Below are 24,698 nucleotides of genomic sequence, written 5' to 3'. Positions count from 1 at the left end.
CCCCTCCCATCCGCTGTCCTTAAATCCACTACTGCCCCATCACTTGCACCCTGCTCCTGAATCCCATAATCCCCCAATCCCTGAATCCCTCAATCCCATAATCCCATAATCTTTAAATCAACTCTCATAATAGGTCTTAAGGGAAGAACTGCGCACCGGATGCCTGAGTTTACGCAGGGCCTTGGCCTCGATCTGACGGATACGTTCTCTGGTTACATTGAACAGTTTGCCCACTTCTTCCAGGGTATGGTCAGACTTTTCCCCGATGCCGAAGCGTTTACGCAGCACCTGCTCCTCCCTGGGGGTAAGTTCGGCCAGGACCTTGGAAATCTGCTCCGAAAGCTTGGAGTTCACTACCTCGTCCGCCGGAGCCACCGCCTTCTTGTCCTCGATAAAATCTCCCAGGCTGGAATCTTCCTCGTCTCCTATGGGGGTCTCTAAGGAGATGGGCTCTTTGGCGATCTTGAGTACCTTTTTGACCTTCTCCAGGGGATAATCCATGCGCTCGGCTATTTCCTCGGGGCTTGGATCCCGGCCCAGTTCCTGGACCAGGTACCTGGAGGTACGCACCAGTTTATTGATGGTTTCGATCATGTGTACAGGGATGCGGATGGTCCGGGCCTGGTCGGCGATGGCCCTGGTAATGGCCTGCCTGATCCACCAGGTGGCATAGGTGGAAAACTTGTAGCCGCGCTGGTACTCAAACTTGTCCACCGCCTTCATCAGGCCGATATTACCCTCCTGAATCAGGTCCAGAAACTGCAGTCCGCGGTTGGTATATTTCTTGGCAATGCTTACAACCAGCCTCAGATTGGCCCGGATAAGCTCCTGCTTGGCCCGCAGAGCTTCCTCGTTGCCCTTGTTTATCCTCCACAGGATTTCCTCAAGTTCATGCACATTATGCATGCATCTTTGCTGCAGCCTTTCCTGGATCTCCATTTTTCCATAAATAAGCTCCTTGAAGGAAAAAAGCTCGTCCACGGTCATACCCAGTTGATCAGCGGCTGCCACAGGATTGATTTCCCTGTTGTGCAGCTTGTTCAAAAGGCTGTGCAGTTCATCCTGGGACATGCCTAAGGAAAGAATATAGGCGCTCAGGTCCCGCTGACAGTTGTGCATCTGGCGCACGTAATCGTTTACCCTTTCGATTATGGAGTCAATAAGCGTCTTTTCCAGCTTGATATGCTTGAGATGCTCTACGATCTCGTACTTGTAGTCCAGGATCTTTTTCTGCTGCCCGTAAACACGGCGGTCCAGGCGGGCGCATTCATTGAGTTTTTCATAGACACTTCTGCGCTTCTTGTAACACTGCTTTATCTCCTCCAGAAGAGCAATGACCCTTTCGCGCTGATTCATTTCTTCTTCTGTGGGGTCGTCCTCTTCGATGGTCTTGACCACGTCCTTGAGCTTGATCTTTTCTTTTTTCAGATCCTCTCCCACCTGGATAAGCTCTTCTATGGCCACAGGGACTTCCACCAGGGAGTAAAGTACTTCCATTTCCCCGGATTCGATCTTTTTGGCGATAACCACCTCACCGTCCCGGTCCAGAAGGCCCACTGCACCCATTTCGCGCAGATAGGTGCGCACCGGGTCATTGCTCCTGGAAACCGCCTCGGCAGTATCTTCCAGGCGGTCCAGGTTCAGGGCCAGGGTTTCAGCCAGGGAGTTGGTGTCCTCGGAGGAGACAGATATGGTCTTGCCTGCCTTGCCGTCTACAATGGCTATATCCAGTTGATCAAAAATGGAAATTATTTCCTCCACCTGCTCAGGTGTGGTAACATCTGAAGGCAGGGCCTTGTTTATCTCGTCAAAAGTCAAAAAACCCTTTTTCTTGCCTTCTGCAATCAACGCCTTGATTTGTTGAACATCCTTTATGCTGCGCATAGTGCTCCCTCTACAGACTGTTTTTGTACCGCCCTTAACCCTGCAGCGAAACTTATAAAATATAATATTATCTCAATTGGGGACAGTCCCGCACCTACTTGATTTCTCAGCAAGTTCCAGCGATTTCATGAAATCATTCCCAAGTAGGTGCGGGACAGTCCCCGTAGGTCAGTCATAAGTTTCGCTGCAGGGTTAATAAGCGGTCCAATTTATCAAAGTTCAGGCATGGCCTGATAGATATTGACCTGAAAAATTTGTAACAAAAAGCAACCGGCAAGGTTGCCCCAAAAGGCCTTTTTCTCCGCACAGGGTCACGGAAGAAGCTTAGAAACTTTTCTGCAAAAGCTGCAGGATACGCCTGACCTCGTCCTGGTCCTGGCTCTGCTGCGCCCTGGAAAGGGCTGTTTTTAGATTCCGGGTGCTCATCCTGGTCATGCACCGGTCTATAAACTCTTCTATCTGGGCCAGAATCCGCGTCTTTTCTTTTTCCAGCTGTGCTCTTTGCATTTTGCTCTGCACAAAAAAAGCGCTTTCGTCTTCATTCAGAGCGCTTAAGTCATCCTGGTGCATGACCCGCAGTTTGTCCCAGAACTGCCTGGCCCACTGCGATGTGAGAACCAGGCCCAGGTTTTTATTCTGAAGACGGGTCCGGTCTTCGGGAAAACACACCGCAAAGGTAAGAAGTTCGCGGTCTCTTTGCTCCGCACCCTTGCCCTGCTGGCTCCAGACCCTGGTATCACCCGGGGTTTTCTGCGCCGCAGGGGTAAACTTCTCCCGCAGCTCCTTCTCGGTCAGCCCCAGGACATGAGCCACCCTGGGAATGTAGTAGGATCTCCAGGACAGATCCTTGAAGTGCGTTATAAAATTTTCAACCCACTTCATTGTTTCCCCGGGGGATTTATTTGTGCTAAGCATCTTCAGACAAAAATCAAGACCGTCTGTGGTCTTTTGCAAAAGATCCTCCAGCCCCTGCCTGCCCCTGGCAACCAGCAGGCTGTGAGCATCCTCTCCCTCGGGCAGGATAAGCACCCGGCAGGTAAGCCCGGCCTGCAGGATCATCTCCGCGCTTTTCAACGCGGCACTTTGCCCGGGAGCGTCGCCATCGAAGATAAGCACCACTTCCCTGGCCAGCCCGGCCATCCTTTTCACCTGGGCCTTAGTCAGGGCTGTGCCCAGAATCCCGCAGCTGTTTTCAAAGCCATACTGGTGCAGGGCCATTACATCCAGGTATCCCTCGGTGAGCAGTACCCGGCTGGAACGGGTGATATGCGTACGGGCCTGGTAAAGCCCGTAAAGATGCTCTCCCTTGGTATAAATCGGGCTTTCACTGCTGTTTAAGTACTTGGGCTCATCATCGCCCATGACCCGGCCCCCGAAGGCCACCACAGCACCGGACAGGGCAATAATGGGGAAAATCAACCTGGCCCGGAAGCGATCATATATCCTGCCTCTCTCGTTTCGGCTAAGGACTCCGGCCTCTACACCGTCTTCAGGGGTAAAGCCCCTGGACTCCAGAAATGATTTGAGGTTATTCCACCCATCAGGACTCCAGCCCAGGCCGAAAGCTTTGGCTGTTTCCTGACTTATTTGTCTTTTTTCTAAGTAAAGCCTTGCCTTTTGACCGTTACTTCCCTGCAGGTGCTGCCCGAAAAAAGAATTGCTCCAGGAATTTACCTCCCTGCACACTGAAGCACGGCCCATAGAAGCAGGTCCAGGGGAACCTCCCTGCCTGGCAAGCTTTACTCCGGCCTCGGCTGCCAGCTGGGTGACAGCTTCATTAAAATCCAGACCGTTTATGTTTTTGAAAAACTCGATAATGTCGCCGGATGCCTGGCACCCAAAGCAGTAGTAAAAGCCCTGGTCCGGAGTCACGGAAAAAGAGGCCCTGGTCTCCTGGTGGAAAGGGCACGGACCCATGAGTCGTCCGCCCACGGTCTTTAGCTGCACATACCGGCCCACGATATCCTCCAGGGACAGCCTGGACTTGATCTCAGCCACTTCCCGGGGGTCTATAAAGGACATCTGGTTTACTCCCTGCCGGCACCAGCCTTTTCAGGCTTTTTTGATTTTAGTCTCCGACCCCTGACCCCTGCCCCCTGACTTCTGCTTGCGCCGTGAAACCGGGGTCCCCCAGTTAACTGGAAGAAGGTTAACCGGGCAAGCCTCTTGGGTGTTTCACCGGGGACCCCTGACGCCTGTCCTCTGGCTTCTATCAAGGCAGTTCCACAGTGGTCACTCCGTCATCAGCGGATTCCGATGCCCCGGGGGAGAAATCCTTGATAACCGGGCTTCTTTGCAGGTACTGCCGCACAGCTTTTTTCAAAGCCCCGGTGCCCTTGCCGTGAATGACTTCCACCTGCTTTCTGCCGGACAGCATGGCCTGATCCAGGTACTTTTCCAGTTCTTCCAGGGCTTCATCACGGTACTTGCCCCGGATATCCAGCCTGATGGACTGTGCACCACCGGTGGACGAAGAATAGCCGGCAGATGGTTTTGCACCGGTGCTTTTTCGGGGCAGCTTCAGATCCCCCGGGTTCACCCACAGGGATATGCCCCCGAAATCTATCTTGACCTGTTTTTTACGCTCATCCTTTTCCCGGACTGTTCCGGTACGGTTCCAGGCCGGGTAGAAATAAGCATCATGAATAGTAATATCCTCGAGGGCAAGCCCGGCCGGCTCGCTGGCATCTTTTTCCCCGGTGCCCAGTTCTTCTGCTGCCCGCCTTACCTCGGACAGCTCCTTCAGGGCCTTTTTGCGCCCGACCTTTTGCTCCTGCCACTTTCTGACGATTTCCTGGCCCTGACCTTTGAGTTCCTGCATGAGCCTTTCCTGGTCCCGGGCCAGATCCTGACGCTTTTTTTCCAGCTTGCGGGCAAGCCTGGTCTTTTCTTCTTTCAGACCGGCCAGCTCCTGCTCCCTTTGGGCTGCAAGCTGGTTTAACCGTTCAAAAAGACGGTTTTGTTCTTCGCCCTCCAGCAGCAGGTACTCCTGAGCCCGGTCGATTATTTCCCCAGGAAGCCCCTGCTCCCGGGCCACCTTCAGGGCCCGGCTGGCTCCCACCTGGTCATAGGCCAGCCTGTACAGCGGCCTTTTGGTCTCCGGGTCAAAAAGTACCGAGCAGGCACGCACCTCCTCCCGGGACAGAGCATAGGCCTTAAGCGCCGGAAAATGGGTGGCCGTGGCTGTCCAGGCCCCTTTATCCAGCAGGGCGTCCAGAACAGCCTGGGCCAGAGCCGCGCCCTGGGCCGGGTCGGTGCCCACCCCGAACTCGTCCAGAATCACCAGGGTTCTGGAATCAACCTCGGGCCAGAACCTGCTGAAATGCTCTATCTGGTCCGTAAAGGTGCTAAGACTTTCCTCCACTCCCTGCTGAGAAACCATGGAAACAAATATCTTGTCCCAGAAAGGTACGCTGCTGCCCTCATCCACAGGCACGGGCAGGGCGCTCTGGGCCATAATAGCCGCCAGACCGAGGCTTTTGAGGCATACGGTCTTGCCCCCGGCGTTGCCCCCGGAAATGACCAGAGCCTTCTGACCTGGTCTGAGGCTCACATCTACAGGCACAACATGGTGTCCACCCAGCACCAGCAGAGGATGGCGCAGGTTTTTAAGCTCCAGGCTATCTTCGCCCTCCCGGGAGAGCACCCTGCCCTGCAGGCGGCCGGCCATCCTGGCCCTGGCCCACAGCACATCCATGCGGATAAGCCAGGAATAGACCTGCTGCAGAGCATCCAGGCTTCTTCTGGCCAGGTCCGTGAGGTAGGCCCGGACCTTTCTTTCTTCCTCGGCCTGCAGCTGCAGAAGTTCCTGGAAGCGGTTGTTCAGATCCACCAGGAACATGGGTTCAAAATAGCAGGTTTCCCCGGTCTGGGAATAATCATGGATGATGCCCTGCACCTTGCCCTTGAAATTGCTCTTCAGGGCCAGGACGTAACGATCCGAGGATATGGTCAGGTATTCGTCCTGCAGGTAGTGGGAATAATTCTCCCGGCTCAAGGATTCGTTCACCTTTCTGGAGCATTGAGACCGAAGGTTGCGAATCTCGCCTCGAACATCCTGCAGCTCTGGTGAACTGTCATCCTTTATCTCCCCGGACTGGCTGATGCACCTGTGCATGGCCGACCAGAGAGTGCCCGGCCAGGAGATATTCTCCCAGGTGGCTCTAAGAGATGGAAAACCCTGGGGATCAATTTCCTGCATGGAGGATTGAAGCGCATTTGCTGCCTCCAGAAAGCTCTGCAGCCCCCACAGCCCTTCCAGATCCAGAACCGCATCCTGGTCTTTTAAAAGGGGGAGGACCCGGTCAAGCTCCGGAAAAGAACCCAGAACTACGGCGTACTCCTGCAGGGCTGAAATGGCCTCGTGCAGAAGGGCCTGCTCTTTTTCCAGTTCGTGGGGGTCGGTAAATGGACGGATCCTGGTACAAAAGTCACGTCCAGGGCTGGATACAGCTTCCTGGCTTAAATACTGAAGGACTCTGGGAAACTCCAGCAGGGTGTTGGTCCTGGATTCCATAAGAAAGGATTTGATAAGGCCTCCCCACATTTGCCATGCAGGGAGGCTGGTTGCTCACGCCCCGGCGTGAAATTTGGCTGAAATAATAAAGTGTTAACTATCCGGATAGTCTTGAATATTTTTAAGACCCAGCTAAAAGCGGATTCTTGACGCCTGACTCGGATAATACATTAGCTTTCCCGGCGGATCTATAATAATACTTCGAGAATTTTGTATCCCAAATACCGGAAAAAAATGTTGTCAGACCTGCATATTCAACTATCTGCAGATTCCAGGATTAAAGTCCTACATCATCTGCATCTTGCGCATTTTCTTCATCAGGCGCTTTCTGGCAGCAGCTTCTTTCTTCTTTTTCTGAATACTGGGCTTTTCGTAATGCTGCCGCTTCTTCAATTCCGAAAGAATGCCGGACTTTTCCACCTGCTTTTTGAACTTGCGCAAGGCATAATCAAAATTATCGCTCTCTCCCAAGATAACTCCAGGCACTTAAAAAACACCTCCTTCAAAAAAAGCTTGAAAAGGCCCTGGTCTTCCGGATCATCTGCGTGACACCCTCCGGACCTGTTAGGACCAACAGACAATATAAATCTGTTTGGATTGCTTGGCAAGAAAAAAGAGAGGACAATTTCTTGCCCTCTCTTTACAAGTAAACACTGTAGACTCTTAAAGGATTCTAAACAGCCTGCCCCAGGCCCAGCAGTCAGGCGAAACTGAGCATGATTTGTGCTCTTATCAGGCCAGGGTGGGAACCCGCCATCCTCTGTGGAGCCTGAAAACCATCCTGCATGGCAGGCAGTTGTTTTAGTAAATCCTTGCTGGCAGCCTGTTATCTACAATGTGTCGAAATTTTTTATTTGACTGCATCCTTGAGAATCTTGCCGGGTCTGAACTTGACCACCTTGCAGGCGGGAATTTTGATCTCTTCTCCGGTACGGGGGTTGCGGCCATTGCGGGATTTGCGTTCTTCCACGGCAAAGGTCCCGAACCCGGTCAGGGTCAGCTTGCCTTCCTTGACTAATGTGTCCTGAACAGAATCCAGAAAAGCATTAAGGGCTTTTTCCGAATCTGCCTTGGTCAGGCTGGCCTTTTCCGCCATTTTGGATACCAGGTCGGCTTTTGTCATCAGTTTCTTCCTCCTTCAAAGGTTTAACCATAAAAAACAAACTATACAGAAAAAATCAGGTGTTGTTCCCGCGACACTATACCTTGCCTGTTTAAAACCTGCAGACAGTGATTCTGACAAGTCCTCTACACTTCATTGGCGGTAAATGCAAGCAAGCCAAGTACGTGAAACAAAAAAAACGGCCTCAAGTCAAGACAAAATTTGCCATGAAAGAAGTTTATTCAGAAAAAAGGCACTTGGACAACCCCTGAAAATCCTCTGGGCTCAGCTGCTCAGGCCTGGCCCGGGGGTCCAGACCGCACTGCTCAAGTGCAATTTTTCTCCTGTCATTCCAGTATGTTTTGAGAATCCTGCCCAGTTGTTTGCGCCGGTTTTGAAACATGGTCTTGACCACCCTGGCCAGATCCCGGGGGACAAAAAAAATTTTGTCTGCAGGCAGGGGGCGAAGCTCCAGAACAGATGAATCCACACTGGGGCGGGGGCGGAAAACCCCTGGAGACACATTAAAGAGCACCCTGGGGGTTGTAAATGACTGCAGCCAGATGGAAAGCGCCCCGTATTCCTTGCCTCCCGGCCCTGCCGTAATCCTCTGGGCCACTTCCTTCTGGACCATGACCACGGCCCTGTCAAAGCTTCTGCATCCGGCGGCCATATCCCAGAGAAGCGTCTGGGCGATGTTGTAGGGCAGATTGCCTATAATTTTCAGTCCGGGCCAGCGGTCAAGCCTGGACCAGTCAAGCTGAAGTGCGTCCATGTTTACTGCCTGAAGTCCTGGACACCGGTCAAGAGCAAATGTCAGGAAATAATCCTTTTCCACACCCAGGACCAGTCCTGCCCGGTCGGCCAGAAGAGCAGTCAGCACCCCTTTTCCAGGACCTATTTCTAAGACGCGGTCTTTGTGTCCCGGCTCCAGGGCATCCACGATCTTGCGGGCTATGTTCATATCCTGGAGGAAATTCTGGCCCAGGCTTTTTTTGGCCGGGGCATGAATCATCTTTCCCTCAACCTTTTAAGCTGCATGCGCAGGGACCTTTTTTGCCGGTACAGATAAACCATGCGCACACTGACCAGATAGGTCAAAAAGGCCAGAGTAAGCCCGACTATTACTCCCCCGGCAAGCATGAGCAAAAAGAAATCCCATCCCAGGTTGACGATGTTTAGCAGGGTCAGATCCTCGGGCTCGAATTCTTTTTTTCCCACAGGAATGACCGCCCTGCCCAGCAGATACATTCCGTAAAAAACAAAAGGGGCATACAGGGGATTGGTTATCCAGGTGCCGATTGCAGCGGCGATCTTACTGCACTTGAAGAAAAAGGCCAGAATTACGGCGGCAACAGTCTGCAGGGGGATGATGGGCAGACAGCCCACTAATACTCCCAGGGACAGGCCCATGGCCACGTTATGCGGGCTTTCCCTGATGCGGAGCAGTTTAAGATACCAGAAGCGAAAAAAACGCTTCAGGCTGTACATGGAGAATCTGGAAGGCCTTTTAAAATTGTTGGGGGGGCTTGAAGGCAAGCCCCCCCGGCCCCCCCGGAAATGTCAGTTCAGTAGTTTCCACAGGGTGTAAACATTATTCGGCGGTTATATCTTTCAAGGCGTTCAGGGCAGCTTTTCCATGGCTTCAACAAGCATCTCCAGTGGAGGCCGCCTGTTTATGTCCTCAACGTGCGCAAATCTTATGATTCCTTCCTTGTCCACAATGATTGTGGCCCGCTCTGCAGTACCGTCTCCCCGCAGGATGCCGTACTTTTCAGCCACTTCCCCGTGGGGCCAGAAGTCTGAAAGTACCGGAAACCACAGCCCACCCATGGATTTTATCCAGGAGTACTGAGAAGGCACATTATCTGTGGTAATACCCAGAATGATGGTGTCGTTGTCATCAAAAAAATGCCTGGCAATATTGTATCCCGGCCATTGATCCGAGCACACAGGGGTCCAGGCGGCCGGAACAAAGGAGAGCATTACATTCTTTTCCCCCCTGTACTGGGACAGGCTGATTTCTTCTCCCCCCACAGCAGGCAGGGTAAAATCAATGGCCTCATCTCCTTCTTCTACTTTTATCTCACTGTCAATGGGTTTTAATTCCCCGGGATCATAGATTGCGCCTTCGTCAGCCGGGGAAAGGCCCGGAGAAGCCAGAAACAAAGCCAGGAACAAAATAATTGTCTTGATACCTTTCATATCATGTCACCTCCTCACAGATGAGCCTTTACTTCTTCCAGGTACGCCTCAACTCCATCCCGGAAAGGTCCGGTATGGGAATGCAGGATGCGGCCGTTTTCGGGATCTACAGCATAATACGTAGGTGTTCCCACCTCACCCAGATATTTATGCCATACAAAATCCGGGTCCGGAATCAAAGGAAACTCCACTTCATAGCGATCCCGGTATACGCTGACCTCAAAGCTGGAATTGCCGGGTGCGATTCCAAAAATCTTGATGGACTCTTCCAGCCCCTGTTCATGTATCATATCATAGAGGTCGTTTACGTCCGGGGCCTCCCTCTGACAGATGGGACAGTACATGCTGAACACCTGCACCAGGACCAGGTCAGCCTGTACATCCCCGATTACAAAATTTTCATTGTCGGAAATTCCCAGGTAATCCTGGTGTACCGCCTCTTCGGGTACCTGGATGTTTTCCTCCGGAAAATTGTCCATTTCCTCTGCCCAGGCATGGGATGCCCCAAGCATGGCCATGCAAATAAATAAAGCAACTAAAGTCGACCATACTCCCCTTTTCATTTTAACCTCCTGCTTGATTTAAAAACCTGATTTAAAACCCTGCCACTGTGTTTCCTGCACACGCCCACCAATCAGGCAAAAGAGGACATTACCTCATTTAGCTTTTGTATTGAGGGCCGGTTATTAAAGAGGGGTTCACCCGTTGGATGGGGGAGGCTTTCTTCAAAAGTCGGCTTATGACTCTGATAGATAACTCCCAGTGGTATCCCCTCATCCCACTGCCTGGAAAGGGCCATGGCCTGCTCCCAGTTTTGTGGATCATGATCTTCCGGGATATAGCAGCGCTCTTTATACCAGGCAAAGGTATTGACTTTATTGAAACTTACGCAGGGCTGCAGTATATCCACCAGGCTGAACCCCGGATGCTGGACAGCCTTGACTATCATCTCGGTCAGGTGATCCTGCATGCCTGCAAACCCCCGGGCCACCATCCCCGCCTGCATGGCCACAGCCACTCCCACAGGGTTAAAGGCCTCGGAAGGATTGCCCGCGGGCTGGGCCTTGGTCTTTTGCCCCCTGGCGGTGGTAGGGCTGGCCTGGCCCTTGGTCAGCCCGTAAATCTGGTTGTCGTGGGCCAGCAGGGTAACATTGATATTGCGGCGCAGGGCCGCCAGGAAATGGTTGCCTCCCTCGCCGTAGTTGCAGCCGTCCCCGCTCTGGGCGATGACCACGGCCTGCGGGTTGGCCAGCTTGATTCCGGTGGCCGCAGGCAGAGCCCTGCCGTGCAGGCCATTATAAACATTGGTCCGCAGGTAGTGCGGAGATTTGGCCGCCTGGCCGATGCCGGAGACAAAAATACACTGGTGCGGTTCAAGTTCCATCTGCACCAGGGCCTCTTTGACGCACTTAAGTATGCTGTGATTGCCGCATCCAGGGCACCAGGCCGTTTCAAAACTTCCAAAATCCTCCATGGAAACCATAAATCATCCTTCTGATTAAATACAATTTCAACTTAATTATTTAAGCATGTTGCAGTCATCAGGGTTTAGCATTGTATACATAGCACGGTCTACTCCCCGCCTTGGCTAAGGAGGGGCCGGGGGTGGTTCGAATCTAAATGACCATTTCCCTTCAGTGACTCTCAGGTCATGTCCCGGGCGAGCCCCGGTGAGGGCTTACAGGATATTATCTGCAATATACTGTCCATCCAGGGGCAGACCGTCGTAACGCAACACATAGGCCATATTAGCCGGCTGGACCATGCTGCTCACCAGCTGGGCGAACTGTGCCGTGGCATTGGATTCAACAAATACAACCCGTTGCGCCCGCTGCAGGTAATCCCTGAAATGCTCCGCATCCAGAGGCCACACCTGGGAAAAGTGCAGCACAGCAGTATTTTCAGACCCCATGATTTCCCTGGCCTCCAGGGCCGGTCCCCGGGTGGAGCCCCAGCAGACCAGCAGGTCTTTTGGGTTTTGCGGGCCTGTATATGCCGGAAGGATTACTTCCTGCTTGAGGATATCTCCCTTTTTCAGCCTTTTGTCCACCATTTTTTTACGTACCTGCAGATCCTCGGTAATGTGTCCGTCCGGGGTATGCTCGTCGCTGTCCAGGACCACTAAGCAGCGGGACATGGCAGGTATAATGCGCGGCGATACTCCACTTGGGGTAAAGGCGTACCTTTCATATTCTTCCTGTACTTCCCCGCAGACTTCCGGGGAGGCAACCGGTTCCAGGATTTCCGGATCAGGCAGGTGAACGTTACGGTAGGAGTCGGCCAGATACTGATCCGTGAGGATAAAAACCGGCCCCTGGCTTTTCTCGGCCAGGTCAAAGGCCCTGCGGGCCAGGACAAAGCATTGCCCGGGGTCTGCAGGAGCCAGCACGGCCCTTGGAAATTCCCCGTGCCCGGAGTAGAGCACTAAGTTGAGATCTCCCTGCTCGGTACGGGTGGGAAGCCCCGTAGCCGGGCCAGGGCGCTGCCCTACCACTATGACAACAGGAGTCTCGGTCATGCCGGACAGGCTCACACCCTCGCACATAAGAGCAAAGCCTCCTCCGGAGGTGGCCACCATGGACCTGGCCCCGGCATAGGAGGCCCCCAGGGCCATGTTTATGGCTGCAATCTCATCCTCTGCCTGTTCCACAACCATACCGAAATCCCGGGCGTAAGAATTCAAGGTCATGGGAATACCGGTGGAAGGGGTCATGGGATAATACGAGCAGAAATTTGCTCCGGCGCACAGGGCCCCCAGGGCAAGAGCCTGGTTGCCTGCAAGCATCAGACCGGCACTGCCTTTGGGCTCATCTAAGTTGAAACCGGCAACACCGCTCTTGGATGCAAATGCATAGGCCTTGTCCAGAACCTCCAGATTTTTGTCCACTGCTTCCGGCTTTTTTTGCTCGAAAGCAGAACGGATGCATCCGGCCGGCATCTCCCGGTCCAGGCCCAGGATATAACTTAGAACGCCCAGGCCCACCACATTTTCGTACAATGCGGACCCGGCCAGGTCTGCAAAAGGGATGTCTACTGCCTCTAAATCTGAAGCCTGGGCGTTTTTGTCCTTCAGGGCCACCGCGCCTGGAGTCAGCTCCTCCCGGTGCAGCTCAAGGGTTTCAGAGTTCAGGGCCACCAGGATATCTATTCCTTGAGCCGGGCCATGCACATTTTCAATCCCGGCCCGTACAGCATAGGTATTGTGCCCGCCCCTGATTCTCGACATGTAGCTCTGGGTGACATGTACCTGGTAGCCTGAACGGATAAGGGCCCTGGTCAGCAGTTCTCCAACAGTGACCAGGCCCTGCCCCGCCTCTCCGCCGATTAGTATGTTCAACTCCCGGCGCATAATAAACCTATGCCCCGTCCAGTCCGGACCTGGCTTTACCCAGGGCCCAGCCTTCCGGGTCCTCGTAATAGTACTGCATATCGCTTAAAAGCACGTAATGCCCCTTTTCCTCCTGAATCATGCGCTTTAAGAAATCGCGCTCCAGGTCCTCGGAGGCTTTTTCCAGGGCCTCTTCGTAAAACTTGACCAGGGCCAATTCAAAATCAATGCCGGCATTGAGGGCCTTGGCAGTAGAATCGCACGGCTTTTCGGATTTGACCTTTTCCGCAAGCTCTTTAAAGGCCTGTCCAGCATCGCTTCCCATATCATCCATGCAACAGGCCTGCTCCAGTCCGGAATCCTGGTCAAGGGCCTTTTCGATCTCCCGGATTCTTTGTATGTGCTGGATCTCGTCATCGCGAAGCATGGAGAAAATCTTCTGCCCCATCTGTGTTGTACATTCTTTGGCTGCCTGCTCATAAAAGGCCTTGCCCTTTTCTTCCATTTCCACAGCCTTGCAGACCCAGTTCTTAAAATTTTCCCTGCTCATGAAAAAAGCTCCTTATTTTTCTGGTTGATGAAACAATTATTCCAATTTCTTTTTATGACTTTAAATTTCAGTTGTAAAGATAATAATCATTACTTCTTTGAAAGATAGGGGCTATCTTGCTCTCTTTATGAATTCATCCTCCCCCCAACCCCCCAATCCTGAATCCCTTAATTCCCCAATCCCCAACGTCTACTGATTTCTGATCTCTGACCCGTGATCTCTGATTCTGACCTCTGATTTAGAATCCCCCAATCCCAAAATTCCTGAATTCCTAAATTCCCGAATACCTGAATTCCCCAATCCCTGAAACCCAAATTTACAGAATCATTTCCCGAAAAATTCCTTTCTAAGCTGCATATCCTGATCCAGGGCCTGCAGCTGCCCCGGACCTGGCTCTACAGGGGTTTCGTTTATGAGCCAGCGCACCAGGTCGCGCCACATGGAGGAAATCTCGCCCCCGGAGGGCATGCGCGCTGATGAGGCCAGTTCCACAGTTATTACCGGAATACCCATTTTCTTGCCTGCAAAATTGCCCAGGGTGCCGGGAAAGTTGCCCAGCCTTCTAAGCCACAGGCTGCCAAGACTGCGCGGAGGGTTACCCGGTCCGTCATAGTCCACCAGGTTCAGGGGGGAGTGCAGCGAAATAACGGCATCCGGCCTGAAACTACGGATCAAATGCACCAGAAATTCCGTCTCCGGCTCACTCACAGGATAAGGACCCGGGTAATAGCGCGGATTCTCATCCGTCATTTCCTGCCAGCGGGTATAACCCACTTCCCTCCAGAGAGGCGAGGGCTTGTTGCGGTTTATATCCACTCCCCGGGCATTGGTCCTGGTGGCCGGGCGCTCAAAAAGACCGTCAGGATTTAGAAGGGGCACAAAAATCCAGTGAAAAAGCCCGGAATGATGCTCATCCAGTATCTGCATCCATTTGAAGGTTACGCTTATGGAAGAATATTCGTCTCCGTGAGTTCCGCCCACAACTAAGACCCGGCTCTGGGGAGCACGCCTTTCAAGTGGTGGATACTCCTTGACCAGCAGAGGATGTCCCCGCACGGAATATGCACCGGATTCAAGCAGCCCCCCTTCCACGCAGTCACCAAGGCTTACGCTGCTGAGCCTCTGGTCAATGGCAGTACAAGTATCTATCTTGCTCTTCTTCTCACCGGGCTCATCCGAGGCCGGTGACGGGGTTGCAGCCGGCAATGTAAAAACAAGAAGAAAAACAGCTCCAAGAAAAATCTCTCGCATATTCATGGGTAAACTTACCTGCTTGATTTGCTTAAAAAATTGTACTGCACCACCATTTACTGAACTAATTCAGCAAACCAATCACTTTAATTTAAGAGGTCAATCATTTTGCCCTGAAAACAATAAAAGCCAGTGGCAACGCGGCTTTTACCCTGGCAGGATTGATGAAACCCTGAATTCTGTCAAGCTTTTGTAAGTTTTTTCTGTTGACAGTCGACACAAAACCCTCTAAATGAGCTTTTAATTCGAACTGATGAGAACCTCCTGAACCGATAAAACCTTCAACCGTACAGGTTCCCGATATGGCTCAAATCAGCTCCGGCGACAGATCCCATCCAGGATTCCTTGTACAGCACAGGGGAATCATAATTCAAGCCGTACTGCTTATGGCCCTGTGGCTGGTACTAAGCGGACGCTTCTACCCGGAACCCATTTTTTACGGCATCATTTCAGTTGCCTTTGTTGTCTGGCTCAATATGGGTGTTCGCCACATTCCTCTAAGCAGCGGCGAATACCTCTCCGGCCATCAGATCTATTTCTCCAGACTTTTACTCTACATTCCCTGGCTGTTGTGGCAGATCGCCAAGTCTGCAGCTTTTGTCGCCTATCTCACCCTGCATCCCCGGATGCCCATCAATCCCATGGTGGTCACCTTTGAATCCAGACTGCCCAATCCCATAGCCAAAGTCATACTGGGCAACTCCATCAGCCTTACGCCAGGCACACTTACTCTGGATATATACGAAAATCAATTTACAGTGCACGCCATAGTGGACGAGGTTGAAGAGGATCTTGTAAGCGGCGACATGGAATCCAGGGTGGGCAGGCTGTACCTGCGCCGATGCACTCCCGAAGAAATGTGCAATGGCGTGTGCATACTCAAAAGAGGCAAAGAGATCAAAAAGGCCATGGAGCACCAAGAGGAGGATAAGGCCTGATGCAGACCTTCTTTATTCTCATATCCGCAGCCCTGGTTCTGGTATTGCTTCTTCCCTTCTACCGCGTGCTGAAAGGACCTACTGTATTCGACCGCCTTCTGGGGGCTGCTGCGGTAGGGGCCAAAATCATAACCCTGGTCCTGCTGTTCGGCCTGGTATATGGTCGACCGGGTATGTTTGTAGACATTGCTCTGGGTTATGCCGTGCTCAATTTTATCGGGGTCATTGCGGTAGCCCGTTATTTCAGGACCGCATCCGTAAAGAGGCCATAAAAAATGGTAGTTATAATAGATGCTCTGGCGATTATATTTATGCTGGCAGGGGCGGTGTTCATGCTTGCAGGCAGTATCGGCATCCTTCGCTTTCCTGATGTTTACTGCCGGGCCCACGCCGCAACCAAGGTGGACACCCTGGGCATTATGCTCTTCATACTTGGCCTGGCCCTGTTTGAAGGCTTCAACCTGGTAAGCGTAAAAATGCTTCTGGTGGCCGCCTTTGTGGCCCTCACCAGCCCTGTAGCCGCTCATGCCCTGTCCAGAAGGGCCATGCTGCACGGGGTCAAACCCTGGACCAGGAAACAAAAAAAAGAGGGCTAAGATATGCCTTGGGAAATTGAATTTCCACTGTTCATCATACTGCTGGTGGCTGCCCTGATAGCTCTAAACTTAAAAAATCTCCTGGCGGCCACGGTTACTTTGACCATATACAGCTTTACTGTGGCCCTGATCATGGTCTCCCTCGGTGCTGTAGATGTCGGCTTTACAGAAGCTGTGGTCGGGGCCGGCGTTGTAGGGATATTCCTGGTAGTGGCCATATTTAAAACCACAAGGAAGAGTTGCGATTGAAAACGTTTCAATACTTACTGCTTGCTGTGCTGGCCGTCTTTTTGATCTACACCGTGATGGACATGCCTCCCCGCGGTGACCTGGATGCACCGGCCAGCCAGATTGTCAGCCCGGCGGACACACCAGTGGCGGGTGCCTATTACATCCAGAACGCCTATGAAGACACCCGGACTCCCAACATGGTCTGCGTGGTCCTGGCGGACTACCGGTCCGTAGATACCCTGGGCGAGGTTGTGGTGGTTTTTGCCGGGGTCATGGCCTGTTATTTCTTTTTAAGGAGAAGACCATGATAACCCAGAGCCAGAGTCCCATCATAGAAGTTGTTGCCCGTGGCCTGGCCCCTGTGATTCAACTTCTGGGCATATATGTATTCTTCCACGGTCACTACGGACCGGGAGGAGGATTCCAGGGAGGAGTGCTCCTTGCTGCCGGTGTTCTGCTCATGCGACTGGGCATGGGTGCTGTTCACAGCCAGGCCCATGTGTCCAGCAAAACCACTGTTGCAATCTGCGCCCTGGGTGCTTTGATTTTTGCTGGCACCGGCCTTGTTGCCATACTGGGCGGAGGCGAATTCATGGATTACAGTTATCTGCCCGTGCCCGGAGTCGAGGCAGTGGATCTGCGGTATTACGGCATCCTTTTTGTTGAACTGGGCATTACCATGGCCGTTATGACCGGCCTTGTAGCCATCTATGACGACCTATTGGGAATTAAGCATGCTGGAAATAATTGAAGGCTACTACGCATACTTTTTCTTGATGCTCCTTTTTGTCATCGGGCTGTATGCCATGATGATGAAAAAAAATTTCATCAAGAAGATACTGGGCATGACTATGATTCAAAGCTCAGCCATACTGGTATGGATCCTGGCCGCCTATAAAGAAGGAGCCACGGTCCCGGTTCTGGACCCGGCCATCAGCCTGGACAATCCGGACCTGTATCTGAACCCGTTACCCCATACCCTGATGCTTACCGCCATCGTTGTGGCAGTGGTCACCAAGGGCGTGGCCATCGGGCTGGCCGTTGCCATATATCGCAACTATAACACCCTGGACGAAGACGAACTTCTGGCACGGACGGAAGAAGAACAATGATTACTCAAAACGCACCGGCTCTTATTCCGGTTCTATATCTCATCTCCTCTATGCTGATACCCATGATAGGGTACTTCAGATCCGGGGCCTCATTTTACATCGCCCTGCTTACATCTGTAGCGGTATTCGGTGTAAGTATAATGGGGCTACAGGAAGTTATGGCCAACGGCTCTATCAGCTACCACCTGGGGGGCTGGATGCCGCCTTTGGGAATAGAACTGGTCCTTGACCCCCTGTCTGCATTCATCAGTGTAATTATTACAGCATCCGCCCTGATGGTCATGATTTACGCCCACAGCAATGTGCGCCAGGAGATACCCGGCAGCAGCATGGGGTTTTATTCCCTGAGCATGCTGTTTATGGGCGGACTGGCAGGCATGGCCATAACAGGGGACTTTTTCAACCTCTTCGTTTTTCTGGAAATATCCGCCCTGGCCAGCTACGGTCTCCTGGCCATAGGTACCAGACGTGGTCCTGTCTCCGCATTCCGCTATCTTGTTCTGGGAACTGCCGGTGCAATTTTCTATCTCATGGGAGTTGCGTTTATCATCATAGCCACCGGCTCCCTTAATATGGCCGACGTAGCAAAGATACTGCCTTATGCGGAATACCAGCGCCCGGTAATAGTCGGCCTGGTACTGATTCTTGTAGGTATTATAATTAAAATGGGGGTCTTCCCCATCCACCACTGGCTGCCGGATGCTTACTCCGACGCATCTTCCACGGCAACCGCCCTGATTGCTCCCATCGGAACCAAAGTAGCCGCGTATATATTGATCAGGGTGATGACCATCTATGAATTTCCTCCCCTGCTGGATGTCATGACCTGGATGGCGGGTCTTAGCATTGTTGCCGGATCCATCCTGGCCATCGCTCAAACCAATATCAAGCGTATGCTGGCATACTCCTCGGTGGCAAACATAGGCTATATTGTTCTCGGGGTTACCCTGGCCAATCCCCTGGCATTTATCGGAGCCATGCTGCATATACTTAATCACGCACTCATGAAGCTGGTGCTCTTCATGTCCGCAGGAGGAATGCTGCACAGCGTGGGCAGCGTCAGTATTTCCAGGATGCGCGGCTTTCCGACGGTTATGCCCTGGACAGCTCTTGCTTTTTTTATTGCCGCACTGTCAATGGTGGGCATCCCTCCCACTGGAGGTTTTTTCAGCAAGGTGTACCTGATAATGGGAGCTATTGAGGCTGAAGCCTGGATATTTGTTGCTATTATTATCTTGAGTACCCTTCTTGCTTTTGTATACCTCTTTCGCATGATAAACATTGCTTTTTTCAGGCCCTACGAAAAATCGGATGACAAGAAAGTCATCCAGTCCGAAGAGCTGGTCCTTGAAACTCCCGTGGAGACTAAGGACGAAAGCAAAAAAGAATTTGAATCAATGCCCAGAAAGGAGATGGGCCTGCTGATGCTGCTGCCTGTACTGATAGGCAGTGTGATAATCATCCTGGTTGGCATATATAACGGCTGGATCATTGACAATATGATCACTAATGCCATTCCGGATATTTTAAAATTAAATCCGTAGCTGTCCTTTGAATTTACGCAGAACATAAACAGTTTAATGTAGCACAATTATAAAAACCAGAAAAATTGCTCATAATTTACAGACATTTAGATTTGAACACACAACAGTATAAACAAACAGGTTTTTTACTTATGTTAGACTGCAATAATATATCAATCGGAAGCTACGATATGGATAACAGAATCATATTGGCTCAAAGTGTCGCAATCTCCAATTCATGCGGCTTCACTTACTGCTTTAAACACTGCGCAAGGAGAGGGTAGGCATGGTGGATACCCTACAGCACTGGGGTGTGCTTATTCCGCTGATTATCACCTTCCTCACCCCTATCGGAATTTACCTGGCCCGACATAACATCAATGTACGTGAGGGCGTATCCTTCCTGGGGGGCATTCTCACTTTTGCCAGTGTACTTGCTCTGGTGCCGGGAGTTTTAGAGGGCGAGGTATATGATTATACTCTCCTGGTCCTCATGGAAGGCATAAAGATCAGGATTTCAGTGGACGGACTGTCCTTGATTTTCGCACTGGTAGCTTCTTTTCTCTGGATATTTGCCACAAGCTATAATATCGGCTATATGCGCTCTTTGAAGGAGCATGCGCAGACACGCTACTATATATGCTTTGCCGTAGCAATTTTTGGAGCAGTAGGCGTTGCCTTCAGCGGAAATCTTTTTACTCTGTATCTTTTTTATGAAGTAATTACATTCTGCACCTGCCCCCTGGTTGCTCATCATGAGGATGACGAGGCATATCTGGGCATGCGCAAATATGTCATCTATCTCCTGGGAGCTTCCAAACTTTTCCTGTTCCCGGCTTTGATCCTGACATATTTCATGGTCGGCCATCTTGATTTCAACATGACAGATATCTCAACGGGCATTTTTCCAGAAGATGCAAATACCACCGTTGTGACCATTATTTATATTCTGTTTATCGCCGGAATAGCCAAGGCAGCTCTTATCCCTTTTCATAACTGGCTGCCTTCAGCCATGGTTGCTCCTACCCCTGTAAGCGGGCTGCTGCATGCTGTGGCAGTGGTAAAGGCAGGAGTTTTCTGCATCAGCAGAGTAATACTTTCCATTTTCGGACTGGATACCATGGATGCCTTGTACCTGGGAATTCCCACAGCTTACCTGGCTGCTTTTACTATAGTAACTGCTTCTGTCATTGCCATGACCAAGGACGATCTCAAGGCCAGGCTGGCCTACTCAACAGTAAGCCAGCTGTCCTATGTAATAATCGGTATTGCCATGATCAATACACTGAGCATAGCTGGCGGTACCATGCATATTGCTCATCATGCCTTCAGTAAAATCACCCTCTTTTTTGCAGCAGGTGCAATATATGTTGCCACCAAACAGAAAAAAATCAGCAACCTGGGTGGAATCGGTCGAAGAATGCCATGGACATTTGGGGCTTTTTCTCTGGCCGCTTTAAGCATGATCGGAGTACCACCGGTTTCCGGATTTATATCCAAATGGTATCTGCTCCTGGGAAGCCTGGAAACTGGACACCTGGTGCTTCTGGGAGCTCTGCTGGCCAGTACTCTGCTAAACGCCTACTATTTCGGGGAAATTATCTACAGGGCCTTTTTTGGCGCACCCGCTCCAGGCGTTGATCTGAATAAATATAGTGAAGCACCGCTGTTCATGGTCGTGCCCATAGTAGCTGCAGCCGTTATTTCAGTGCTTCTGGGCATTTTCCCTGAAACTTTTTACCAGTTCAGTCAGATATTAAGTCGTTAAAGGCTTTAACAGGAGCAAACTCATGAAGACCTGGCACTGGGCAACACTAATTATTCTAACCCTGATCTCAGTCATCATTCAGTTATTTGTTCCATACGACCAGCCAAGCTGGTGGGACAGAATACCAGTATTTTACGTCATCTATGGGTTTGTTGGATGCACACTGATCATCTTTTTTTCCAAGTGGCTGGGCAAGCTGATGATACAAAAAGACGAGAAGTTTTATGATGACTTTTAACATACCTCCTTTTTTAATACTGCTGTTAGGCGGCCTGCTGCTCCCATTACTCCCGGGCCGAATCAGGACGTGGTTTTTCCTGGTCCCGCCGCTGCTGGCATTGTGGACAATTTTCAATCTTGAGGTAGGGACCAAGGTCGCCATAGATTTTCTCCAGTTTGAGCTGATCTTTTTGGAGGTCACACAGCTCAACTGGATATTCGGTATAATATTTTCCCTCATTTCAATTATTGCAGGGGTGTATGCCCTGCATATGGATGATCTAAGACAACAGGCAGCAGCGGCCTTCTATGCCACCGGCGCCTTGTGCGTGACTTTCGCTGGCGACTTTTTGACCCTGTATCTTGGCTGGGAGTTGATGGCTGTAGCCTCGACTTTTCTCATCTGGGCACGGGGAACACCTGAGTCCATAGCAACAGGTATCCGCTACTTTCTATTTCATATTTTGGGCGGAGTAGTGCTGCTGGGTGGCATTCTCCTGCATGTAGCTGATACAGGTTCACTGGAATTGACTTCTTTTGCAGACGGCCAGTCTCTGGCAGCCTGGCTTATACTGATTGGAGTGGCCGTCAACGTAGCCATTCCTCCCCTGCATGCCTGGCTTTCTGAAAGTTATCCCATGGCTACAGTTACCGGTGCGATTTTCATGAGCGCCCTGACCACCAAGTCTGCTGTTTATGTTTTGGCGTCACTCTTTGCAGGCTGGCAGATCCTGATCTTCATGGGCGTACTCATGGCCCTTTATGGTGTCGTATATGCTGTGCTGGCTAATGATATCCGGGGCATACTTGCCTATCATATCATCAGCCAGGTGGGTTACATGGTCGCCGGTGTAGGCATCGGCACGGAAATGGCCATCAATGGTACCACTGCTCATGCCTTCAGCCATATCCTGTACAAGGCCCTGCTGTTTATGGGCGCCGGGGTAGTACTTTATACCACAGGCAAAAGCAAACTTACTGAACTCGGCGGTCTCTATAATAAGCAGAAGCTGGTCTTCTGGCTCTACATGATCGGTGCCTTTTCCATATCCGGTTTTCCTTTATTCAACGGATTCATAAGCAAGTCTATTATAGTTGCCTCAGCAGGCTATGAAAGCATGGATGTAGCTGCACTGCTGCTCATTCTGGCATCCATCGGTACATTTCTGCACACGGGCCTTAAACTTCCCTACTGGACCTGGTTCGGCCAAGACAGCGGCTTAACACCCTCCAGGACCCCCAGGAACATGATCTGGGCCATGGGAATTACAGCCTTTCTGTGCACCTTCTTTGGCATTTATCCCTGGTTGCTTTATGCCAACCTGCCTTTTCCCGAAGTAGTATACAATCCTTTCCAGGTTTATCATTTCATTGAGATGACCCAGCTGCTGATTTTTACTTACATTGCCTTCTGGGTATTTCGCAAAAAACTGGCTGGAGAACCATACGTTGCGGTGGATTTTGAGTACTTTTACAGACTTGCCGGTAAGGCATGCCTGAAGATTGCTTATGTACCTGTAGCAACAGTGGATAACTGGCTGAGTGAATTATATGCCAGAACTTCACGCCGGATGGTCAGATTTTCCAGAGCAATAATCGCTCCAGGTGAGGATAAATACGATATAGCCATTAATAGAAAAATACCTGATGGAATCAAGCATTTCTCATTCATTGTCGTTGCAGATAGAATGGAACGTGGAGCTGATTCTGCTTGTCACAGTATTATGCCCAGATTTATTGTCCGCACCGGCAACAGTCTGCTGAACCTGATCCGTGCTGATTCCAAGGATTTATCCAGCAATCTGGTGTATATAATCGCATTAACCATAATCTTAATTAGTTTAGCCTTAATAAGGATGTTGTCATGATCCCTTCTATTCTTGTCCAGATCATCTTTATACCTGCTCTGGTAGCCCTGCTCATATTTCTGTTCAGGTACCAATTAGGCAAAAATGCTGGATGGCTGGCTGTAATCGGCCTGGCTTATACCACTGGTCTATTGCTGGTGGCATTGACAAGTGTGTCCCAGGGAGATCCCATTAAGGTCGATTATCAGATATTGATAAACCCTGACATAAGATTTTCCCTCTTGGCAGATGGCTTGAGCATAGCCGTTGCTTTGATATGTAACATTTTATGTCTAGTGCTATGCATATATTCAATTAAATATGTAGATCACCGCATTGAGCTGATCTACGAAGGCGCAACCTATAAAGAAGAGGTCAGCTATTACTCCTGCTTTTTCTACCTCTTTCTTTTCTTTCCGCTGGGCTTTATGGGTGTAAGCTTCGCAGCCGACCTCGTTGTCCTGTATTTCTTCCTTGAAGTACTCACTATTATTCTGTATTTTCTCATGGCCTATTTTGGATACTATGAGCGGGTCAGGGTGGCCACCATGTGTCTGATCTGGGGAATCTTCTCGGCTGTTCTGTTTTTGGCCGGCGTCCTTATTATCTACTCCCAGATAGGCACCTTTCAGATTGACCAGCTTCATCAGATGTCGGGCAATCCTCTGGCATTCTGGGCCATACTGATCATTCTCATCGGCATGTTTGCCAAGCTGGCAATAATCCCGCTGCATGTATGGATGCCCTGGGTGCATGCTGAACATCCTACATGCATAGCCGGACTGCTGGCAGTATATGCCAATATCGCAGCCTACGTTATAGTCAGAACCCTTGTTCTGCCTCTATATGATGATATGCAGGTGTTCGGGCCGCCTATTATGATCCTGGCTGTTGCAACCATGATCTATGGCTCGCTTCTGACTCTGGCCCAGACGGATATGAAGCGGATTCCAGCCTGCTCCACCATCAGCCAGAGCGCATACTCAATGCTGGGCATAGGTGCGTTGACTGCTGCAGGAATTGAAGGGGGACTCTTCTTCTTTTTGAGTCACATTATGGGCAAGACTGTCTTCTTTTCCACCTGCGGGCTGGTGGTTTACATGACTCACATCCGCAACATAAATCACTTAAGCGGATTGGCATATAAAATGCCCATTACTGCAGTACTATTTATGTGCGGCGGCATGATGCTGGCTGGAATACCTCCCTTTAGCAGTCTGCCGGCAGAAGTCATAATGTTTACTGGTATTTTCGAACGAGCGGATGCTGTCGGAATTACTACAGGTATTCTTGGATTAATGGCAATTCTTTTAACTGTAGGATATGCATTCTACTTTACAATGAGAATCTTCTTCGGCAAACTGCCGGAAAACTTGAAAAATGATGACCATATTAAGGATCCGCCCTGGCTTATGACAATACCTCTCATAGGAGTTGTCTTGCTGGCAGCATTCCTTGGACTTTATCCTTCATTTATCCTGGATCTTTTCGACCCGGTCATAACTCAGGTACTGGCCAACAGATAATGCGTGAGGAGTGATAAGCTCCTGGTCATCCTCTCCTTAATTAACTACAAAAAAGGCACCCTGAACAACAGGGTGCCTTTTGCTTTTTCAAATTGTCCAAAC

At 50.9% G+C, this 24,698-nt stretch carries 25 protein-coding genes; 12 read left to right on the top strand and 13 right to left on the bottom strand.

Annotated features, from left to right (window positions below; translation table 11 throughout):
* Positions 1-117 precede the first annotated feature (117 nt).
* The 13 genes from rpoD to DTHIO_RS10825 form a co-directional block, all read right to left on the bottom strand.
* Entirely contained in the window at positions 118-1,884 is a 1,767-nt protein-coding gene (gene rpoD / locus DTHIO_RS10885; RefSeq protein WP_008870349.1) for an RNA polymerase sigma factor RpoD, read from the bottom strand.
* Positions 1,885-2,208: 324 nt separating this feature from the next.
* On the bottom strand, positions 2,209-3,906 hold the full coding sequence (gene dnaG, locus DTHIO_RS10880) for a DNA primase (RefSeq protein WP_008870348.1): 1,698 nt from the start codon (positions 3,904-3,906) through the stop codon (positions 2,209-2,211).
* 190 nt (positions 3,907-4,096) lie between these two features.
* Positions 4,097-6,400, bottom strand: coding sequence for an endonuclease MutS2 (locus DTHIO_RS10875; protein ID WP_040418517.1), 2,304 nt, complete (start codon positions 6,398-6,400; stop codon positions 4,097-4,099).
* A gap of 285 nt (positions 6,401-6,685) precedes the next feature.
* A complete protein-coding gene (gene rpsU, locus DTHIO_RS10870; RefSeq protein WP_008870346.1) occupies positions 6,686-6,886 on the bottom strand; it encodes a 30S ribosomal protein S21 in 201 nt (66 codons plus the stop codon).
* Between the two features lie 364 nt (positions 6,887-7,250).
* On the bottom strand, positions 7,251-7,523 hold the full coding sequence (locus tag DTHIO_RS10865; protein WP_008870345.1) for an HU family DNA-binding protein: 273 nt from the start codon (positions 7,521-7,523) through the stop codon (positions 7,251-7,253).
* 217 nt (positions 7,524-7,740) lie between these two features.
* Positions 7,741-8,517: a 16S rRNA (adenine(1518)-N(6)/adenine(1519)-N(6))-dimethyltransferase RsmA gene (gene rsmA / locus DTHIO_RS10860; protein ID WP_008870344.1), complete on the bottom strand. Its 777-nt coding sequence runs from the start codon at positions 8,515-8,517 to the stop codon at positions 7,741-7,743.
* Positions 8,514-9,041 carry a DUF2062 domain-containing protein gene (locus tag DTHIO_RS10855; protein WP_144311507.1) on the bottom strand — a complete coding sequence of 176 codons (528 nt, stop codon included), beginning with the start codon at positions 9,039-9,041 and terminating at the stop codon, positions 8,514-8,516. Before DTHIO_RS10855 ends, rsmA begins: the two co-directional genes overlap by 4 nt.
* 84 nt (positions 9,042-9,125) lie before the next feature.
* Complete coding sequence (locus DTHIO_RS10850) at positions 9,126-9,707, bottom strand: peroxiredoxin (RefSeq protein ID WP_008870342.1); 582 nt, start codon at positions 9,705-9,707, stop codon at positions 9,126-9,128.
* Between the two features lie 14 nt (positions 9,708-9,721).
* A complete protein-coding gene (locus DTHIO_RS10845) occupies positions 9,722-10,270 on the bottom strand; it encodes a peroxiredoxin family protein (RefSeq protein WP_008870341.1) in 549 nt (182 codons plus the stop codon).
* A 71-nt stretch (positions 10,271-10,341) separates the two neighbouring features.
* Positions 10,342-11,190 carry a 2-oxoacid:ferredoxin oxidoreductase subunit beta gene (locus DTHIO_RS10840; protein WP_008870340.1) on the bottom strand — a complete coding sequence of 283 codons (849 nt, stop codon included), beginning with the start codon at positions 11,188-11,190 and terminating at the stop codon, positions 10,342-10,344.
* A 195-nt stretch (positions 11,191-11,385) separates the two neighbouring features.
* Positions 11,386-13,056 carry a 2-oxoacid:acceptor oxidoreductase subunit alpha gene (locus DTHIO_RS10835; protein ID WP_008870339.1) on the bottom strand — a complete coding sequence of 557 codons (1,671 nt, stop codon included), beginning with the start codon at positions 13,054-13,056 and terminating at the stop codon, positions 11,386-11,388.
* A 7-nt stretch (positions 13,057-13,063) separates the two neighbouring features.
* The gene (locus DTHIO_RS10830; RefSeq protein ID WP_008870338.1) at positions 13,064-13,585 is read right to left on the bottom strand and encodes a ferritin family protein; all 522 of its coding nucleotides are present in this window, start codon (positions 13,583-13,585) and stop codon (positions 13,064-13,066) included.
* A gap of 324 nt (positions 13,586-13,909) precedes the next feature.
* A complete protein-coding gene (locus tag DTHIO_RS10825) occupies positions 13,910-14,842 on the bottom strand; it encodes a M14 family murein peptide amidase A (protein WP_008870337.1) in 933 nt (310 codons plus the stop codon).
* 296 nt (positions 14,843-15,138) lie between these two features.
* On the opposite strand from DTHIO_RS10825, the gene DTHIO_RS10820 reads away from it, so the two are divergent.
* From DTHIO_RS10820 to DTHIO_RS10765, 12 genes are all read left to right on the top strand, one after another.
* A complete protein-coding gene (locus DTHIO_RS10820) occupies positions 15,139-15,774 on the top strand; it encodes a Na+/H+ antiporter subunit E (protein WP_008870336.1) in 636 nt (211 codons plus the stop codon).
* The gene (locus DTHIO_RS10815) at positions 15,774-16,046 is read left to right on the top strand and encodes an MrpF/PhaF family protein (RefSeq protein WP_008870335.1); all 273 of its coding nucleotides are present in this window, start codon (positions 15,774-15,776) and stop codon (positions 16,044-16,046) included. Before DTHIO_RS10820 ends, DTHIO_RS10815 begins: the two co-directional genes overlap by 1 nt.
* A 3-nt stretch (positions 16,047-16,049) precedes the next feature.
* A complete protein-coding gene (gene mnhG / locus DTHIO_RS10810) occupies positions 16,050-16,370 on the top strand; it encodes a monovalent cation/H(+) antiporter subunit G (protein WP_008870334.1) in 321 nt (106 codons plus the stop codon).
* Positions 16,371-16,373: 3 nt separating this feature from the next.
* Positions 16,374-16,619, top strand: coding sequence for a hydrogenase subunit MbhD domain-containing protein (locus tag DTHIO_RS10805; protein ID WP_040418266.1), 246 nt, complete (start codon positions 16,374-16,376; stop codon positions 16,617-16,619).
* Positions 16,616-16,909: a hydrogen gas-evolving membrane-bound hydrogenase subunit E gene (gene mbhE, locus DTHIO_RS10800; RefSeq protein WP_040418265.1), complete on the top strand. Its 294-nt coding sequence runs from the start codon at positions 16,616-16,618 to the stop codon at positions 16,907-16,909. The genes DTHIO_RS10805 and mbhE overlap by 4 nt, the downstream gene beginning before the upstream one ends.
* Positions 16,906-17,352 (top strand): MnhB domain-containing protein, encoded by a 447-nt coding sequence (locus DTHIO_RS10795; RefSeq protein WP_008870333.1) that lies wholly within the window; start codon positions 16,906-16,908, stop codon positions 17,350-17,352. The genes mbhE and DTHIO_RS10795 overlap by 4 nt, the downstream gene beginning before the upstream one ends.
* Positions 17,336-17,713, top strand: a complete 378-nt coding sequence (locus DTHIO_RS10790) for a cation:proton antiporter subunit C (protein ID WP_008870332.1) — start codon at positions 17,336-17,338, stop codon at positions 17,711-17,713. Before DTHIO_RS10795 ends, DTHIO_RS10790 begins: the two co-directional genes overlap by 17 nt.
* Positions 17,710-19,257 carry a complex I subunit 5 family protein gene (locus tag DTHIO_RS10785; protein WP_008870331.1) on the top strand — a complete coding sequence of 516 codons (1,548 nt, stop codon included), beginning with the start codon at positions 17,710-17,712 and terminating at the stop codon, positions 19,255-19,257. The genes DTHIO_RS10790 and DTHIO_RS10785 overlap by 4 nt, the downstream gene beginning before the upstream one ends.
* A 265-nt stretch (positions 19,258-19,522) precedes the next feature.
* Entirely contained in the window at positions 19,523-21,004 is a 1,482-nt protein-coding gene (locus DTHIO_RS10780) for a monovalent cation/H+ antiporter subunit D family protein (RefSeq protein WP_008870330.1), read from the top strand.
* 22 nt (positions 21,005-21,026) lie between these two features.
* The gene (locus DTHIO_RS10775) at positions 21,027-21,242 is read left to right on the top strand and encodes a hypothetical protein (protein WP_008870329.1); all 216 of its coding nucleotides are present in this window, start codon (positions 21,027-21,029) and stop codon (positions 21,240-21,242) included.
* Positions 21,229-23,091, top strand: coding sequence for a Na(+)/H(+) antiporter subunit D (locus tag DTHIO_RS10770; protein WP_008870328.1), 1,863 nt, complete (start codon positions 21,229-21,231; stop codon positions 23,089-23,091). The genes DTHIO_RS10775 and DTHIO_RS10770 overlap by 14 nt, the downstream gene beginning before the upstream one ends.
* Positions 23,088-24,596 carry an NADH-quinone oxidoreductase subunit M gene (locus tag DTHIO_RS10765; protein WP_008870327.1) on the top strand — a complete coding sequence of 503 codons (1,509 nt, stop codon included), beginning with the start codon at positions 23,088-23,090 and terminating at the stop codon, positions 24,594-24,596. Before DTHIO_RS10770 ends, DTHIO_RS10765 begins: the two co-directional genes overlap by 4 nt.
* Positions 24,597-24,698 lie beyond the last annotated feature (102 nt).

The organism is Desulfonatronospira thiodismutans ASO3-1, from assembly GCF_000174435.1.
In the GTDB taxonomy this organism is placed as follows: domain Bacteria; phylum Desulfobacterota; class Desulfovibrionia; order Desulfovibrionales; family Desulfonatronovibrionaceae; genus Desulfonatronospira; species Desulfonatronospira thiodismutans.
The sequence above is the reverse complement of the archived record's forward strand: the minus strand, read 5'-3'. Positions and strand labels throughout refer to the sequence as shown.

What these genes read in the sequence shown, in the direction of transcription:
- rpoD (WP_008870349.1), bottom strand. Translation starts at nt 1,884, where the DNA reads ATGCGCAGCATAAAGGATGTTCAACAAATCAAGGCGTTGATTGCAGAA.
- dnaG (WP_008870348.1), bottom strand. Translation starts at nt 3,906, where the DNA reads ATGTCCTTTATAGACCCCCGGGAAGTGGCTGAGATCAAGTCCAGGCTG.
- DTHIO_RS10875 (WP_040418517.1), bottom strand. Translation starts at nt 6,400, where the DNA reads ATGGAATCCAGGACCAACACCCTGCTGGAGTTTCCCAGAGTCCTTCAG.
- DTHIO_RS10865 (WP_008870345.1), bottom strand. Translation starts at nt 7,523, where the DNA reads ATGACAAAAGCCGACCTGGTATCCAAAATGGCGGAAAAGGCCAGCCTG.
- rsmA (WP_008870344.1), bottom strand. Translation starts at nt 8,517, where the DNA reads ATGATTCATGCCCCGGCCAAAAAAAGCCTGGGCCAGAATTTCCTCCAG.
- DTHIO_RS10850 (WP_008870342.1), bottom strand. Translation starts at nt 9,707, where the DNA reads ATGAAAGGTATCAAGACAATTATTTTGTTCCTGGCTTTGTTTCTGGCT.
- DTHIO_RS10845 (WP_008870341.1), bottom strand. Translation starts at nt 10,270, where the DNA reads ATGAAAAGGGGAGTATGGTCGACTTTAGTTGCTTTATTTATTTGCATG.
- DTHIO_RS10840 (WP_008870340.1), bottom strand. Translation starts at nt 11,190, where the DNA reads ATGGTTTCCATGGAGGATTTTGGAAGTTTTGAAACGGCCTGGTGCCCT.
- DTHIO_RS10835 (WP_008870339.1), bottom strand. Translation starts at nt 13,056, where the DNA reads ATGCGCCGGGAGTTGAACATACTAATCGGCGGAGAGGCGGGGCAGGGC.
- DTHIO_RS10830 (WP_008870338.1), bottom strand. Translation starts at nt 13,585, where the DNA reads ATGAGCAGGGAAAATTTTAAGAACTGGGTCTGCAAGGCTGTGGAAATG.
- DTHIO_RS10825 (WP_008870337.1), bottom strand. Translation starts at nt 14,842, where the DNA reads ATGAATATGCGAGAGATTTTTCTTGGAGCTGTTTTTCTTCTTGTTTTT.
- DTHIO_RS10820 (WP_008870336.1), top strand. Translation starts at nt 15,139, where the DNA reads ATGGCTCAAATCAGCTCCGGCGACAGATCCCATCCAGGATTCCTTGTA.
- DTHIO_RS10815 (WP_008870335.1), top strand. Translation starts at nt 15,774, where the DNA reads ATGCAGACCTTCTTTATTCTCATATCCGCAGCCCTGGTTCTGGTATTG.
- mnhG (WP_008870334.1), top strand. Translation starts at nt 16,050, where the DNA reads ATGGTAGTTATAATAGATGCTCTGGCGATTATATTTATGCTGGCAGGG.
- DTHIO_RS10805 (WP_040418266.1), top strand. Translation starts at nt 16,374, where the DNA reads ATGCCTTGGGAAATTGAATTTCCACTGTTCATCATACTGCTGGTGGCT.
- DTHIO_RS10795 (WP_008870333.1), top strand. Translation starts at nt 16,906, where the DNA reads ATGATAACCCAGAGCCAGAGTCCCATCATAGAAGTTGTTGCCCGTGGC.
- DTHIO_RS10790 (WP_008870332.1), top strand. Translation starts at nt 17,336, where the DNA reads ATGCTGGAAATAATTGAAGGCTACTACGCATACTTTTTCTTGATGCTC.
- DTHIO_RS10785 (WP_008870331.1), top strand. Translation starts at nt 17,710, where the DNA reads ATGATTACTCAAAACGCACCGGCTCTTATTCCGGTTCTATATCTCATC.
- DTHIO_RS10780 (WP_008870330.1), top strand. Translation starts at nt 19,523, where the DNA reads ATGGTGGATACCCTACAGCACTGGGGTGTGCTTATTCCGCTGATTATC.
- DTHIO_RS10775 (WP_008870329.1), top strand. Translation starts at nt 21,027, where the DNA reads ATGAAGACCTGGCACTGGGCAACACTAATTATTCTAACCCTGATCTCA.
- DTHIO_RS10770 (WP_008870328.1), top strand. Translation starts at nt 21,229, where the DNA reads ATGATGACTTTTAACATACCTCCTTTTTTAATACTGCTGTTAGGCGGC.
- DTHIO_RS10765 (WP_008870327.1), top strand. Translation starts at nt 23,088, where the DNA reads ATGATCCCTTCTATTCTTGTCCAGATCATCTTTATACCTGCTCTGGTA.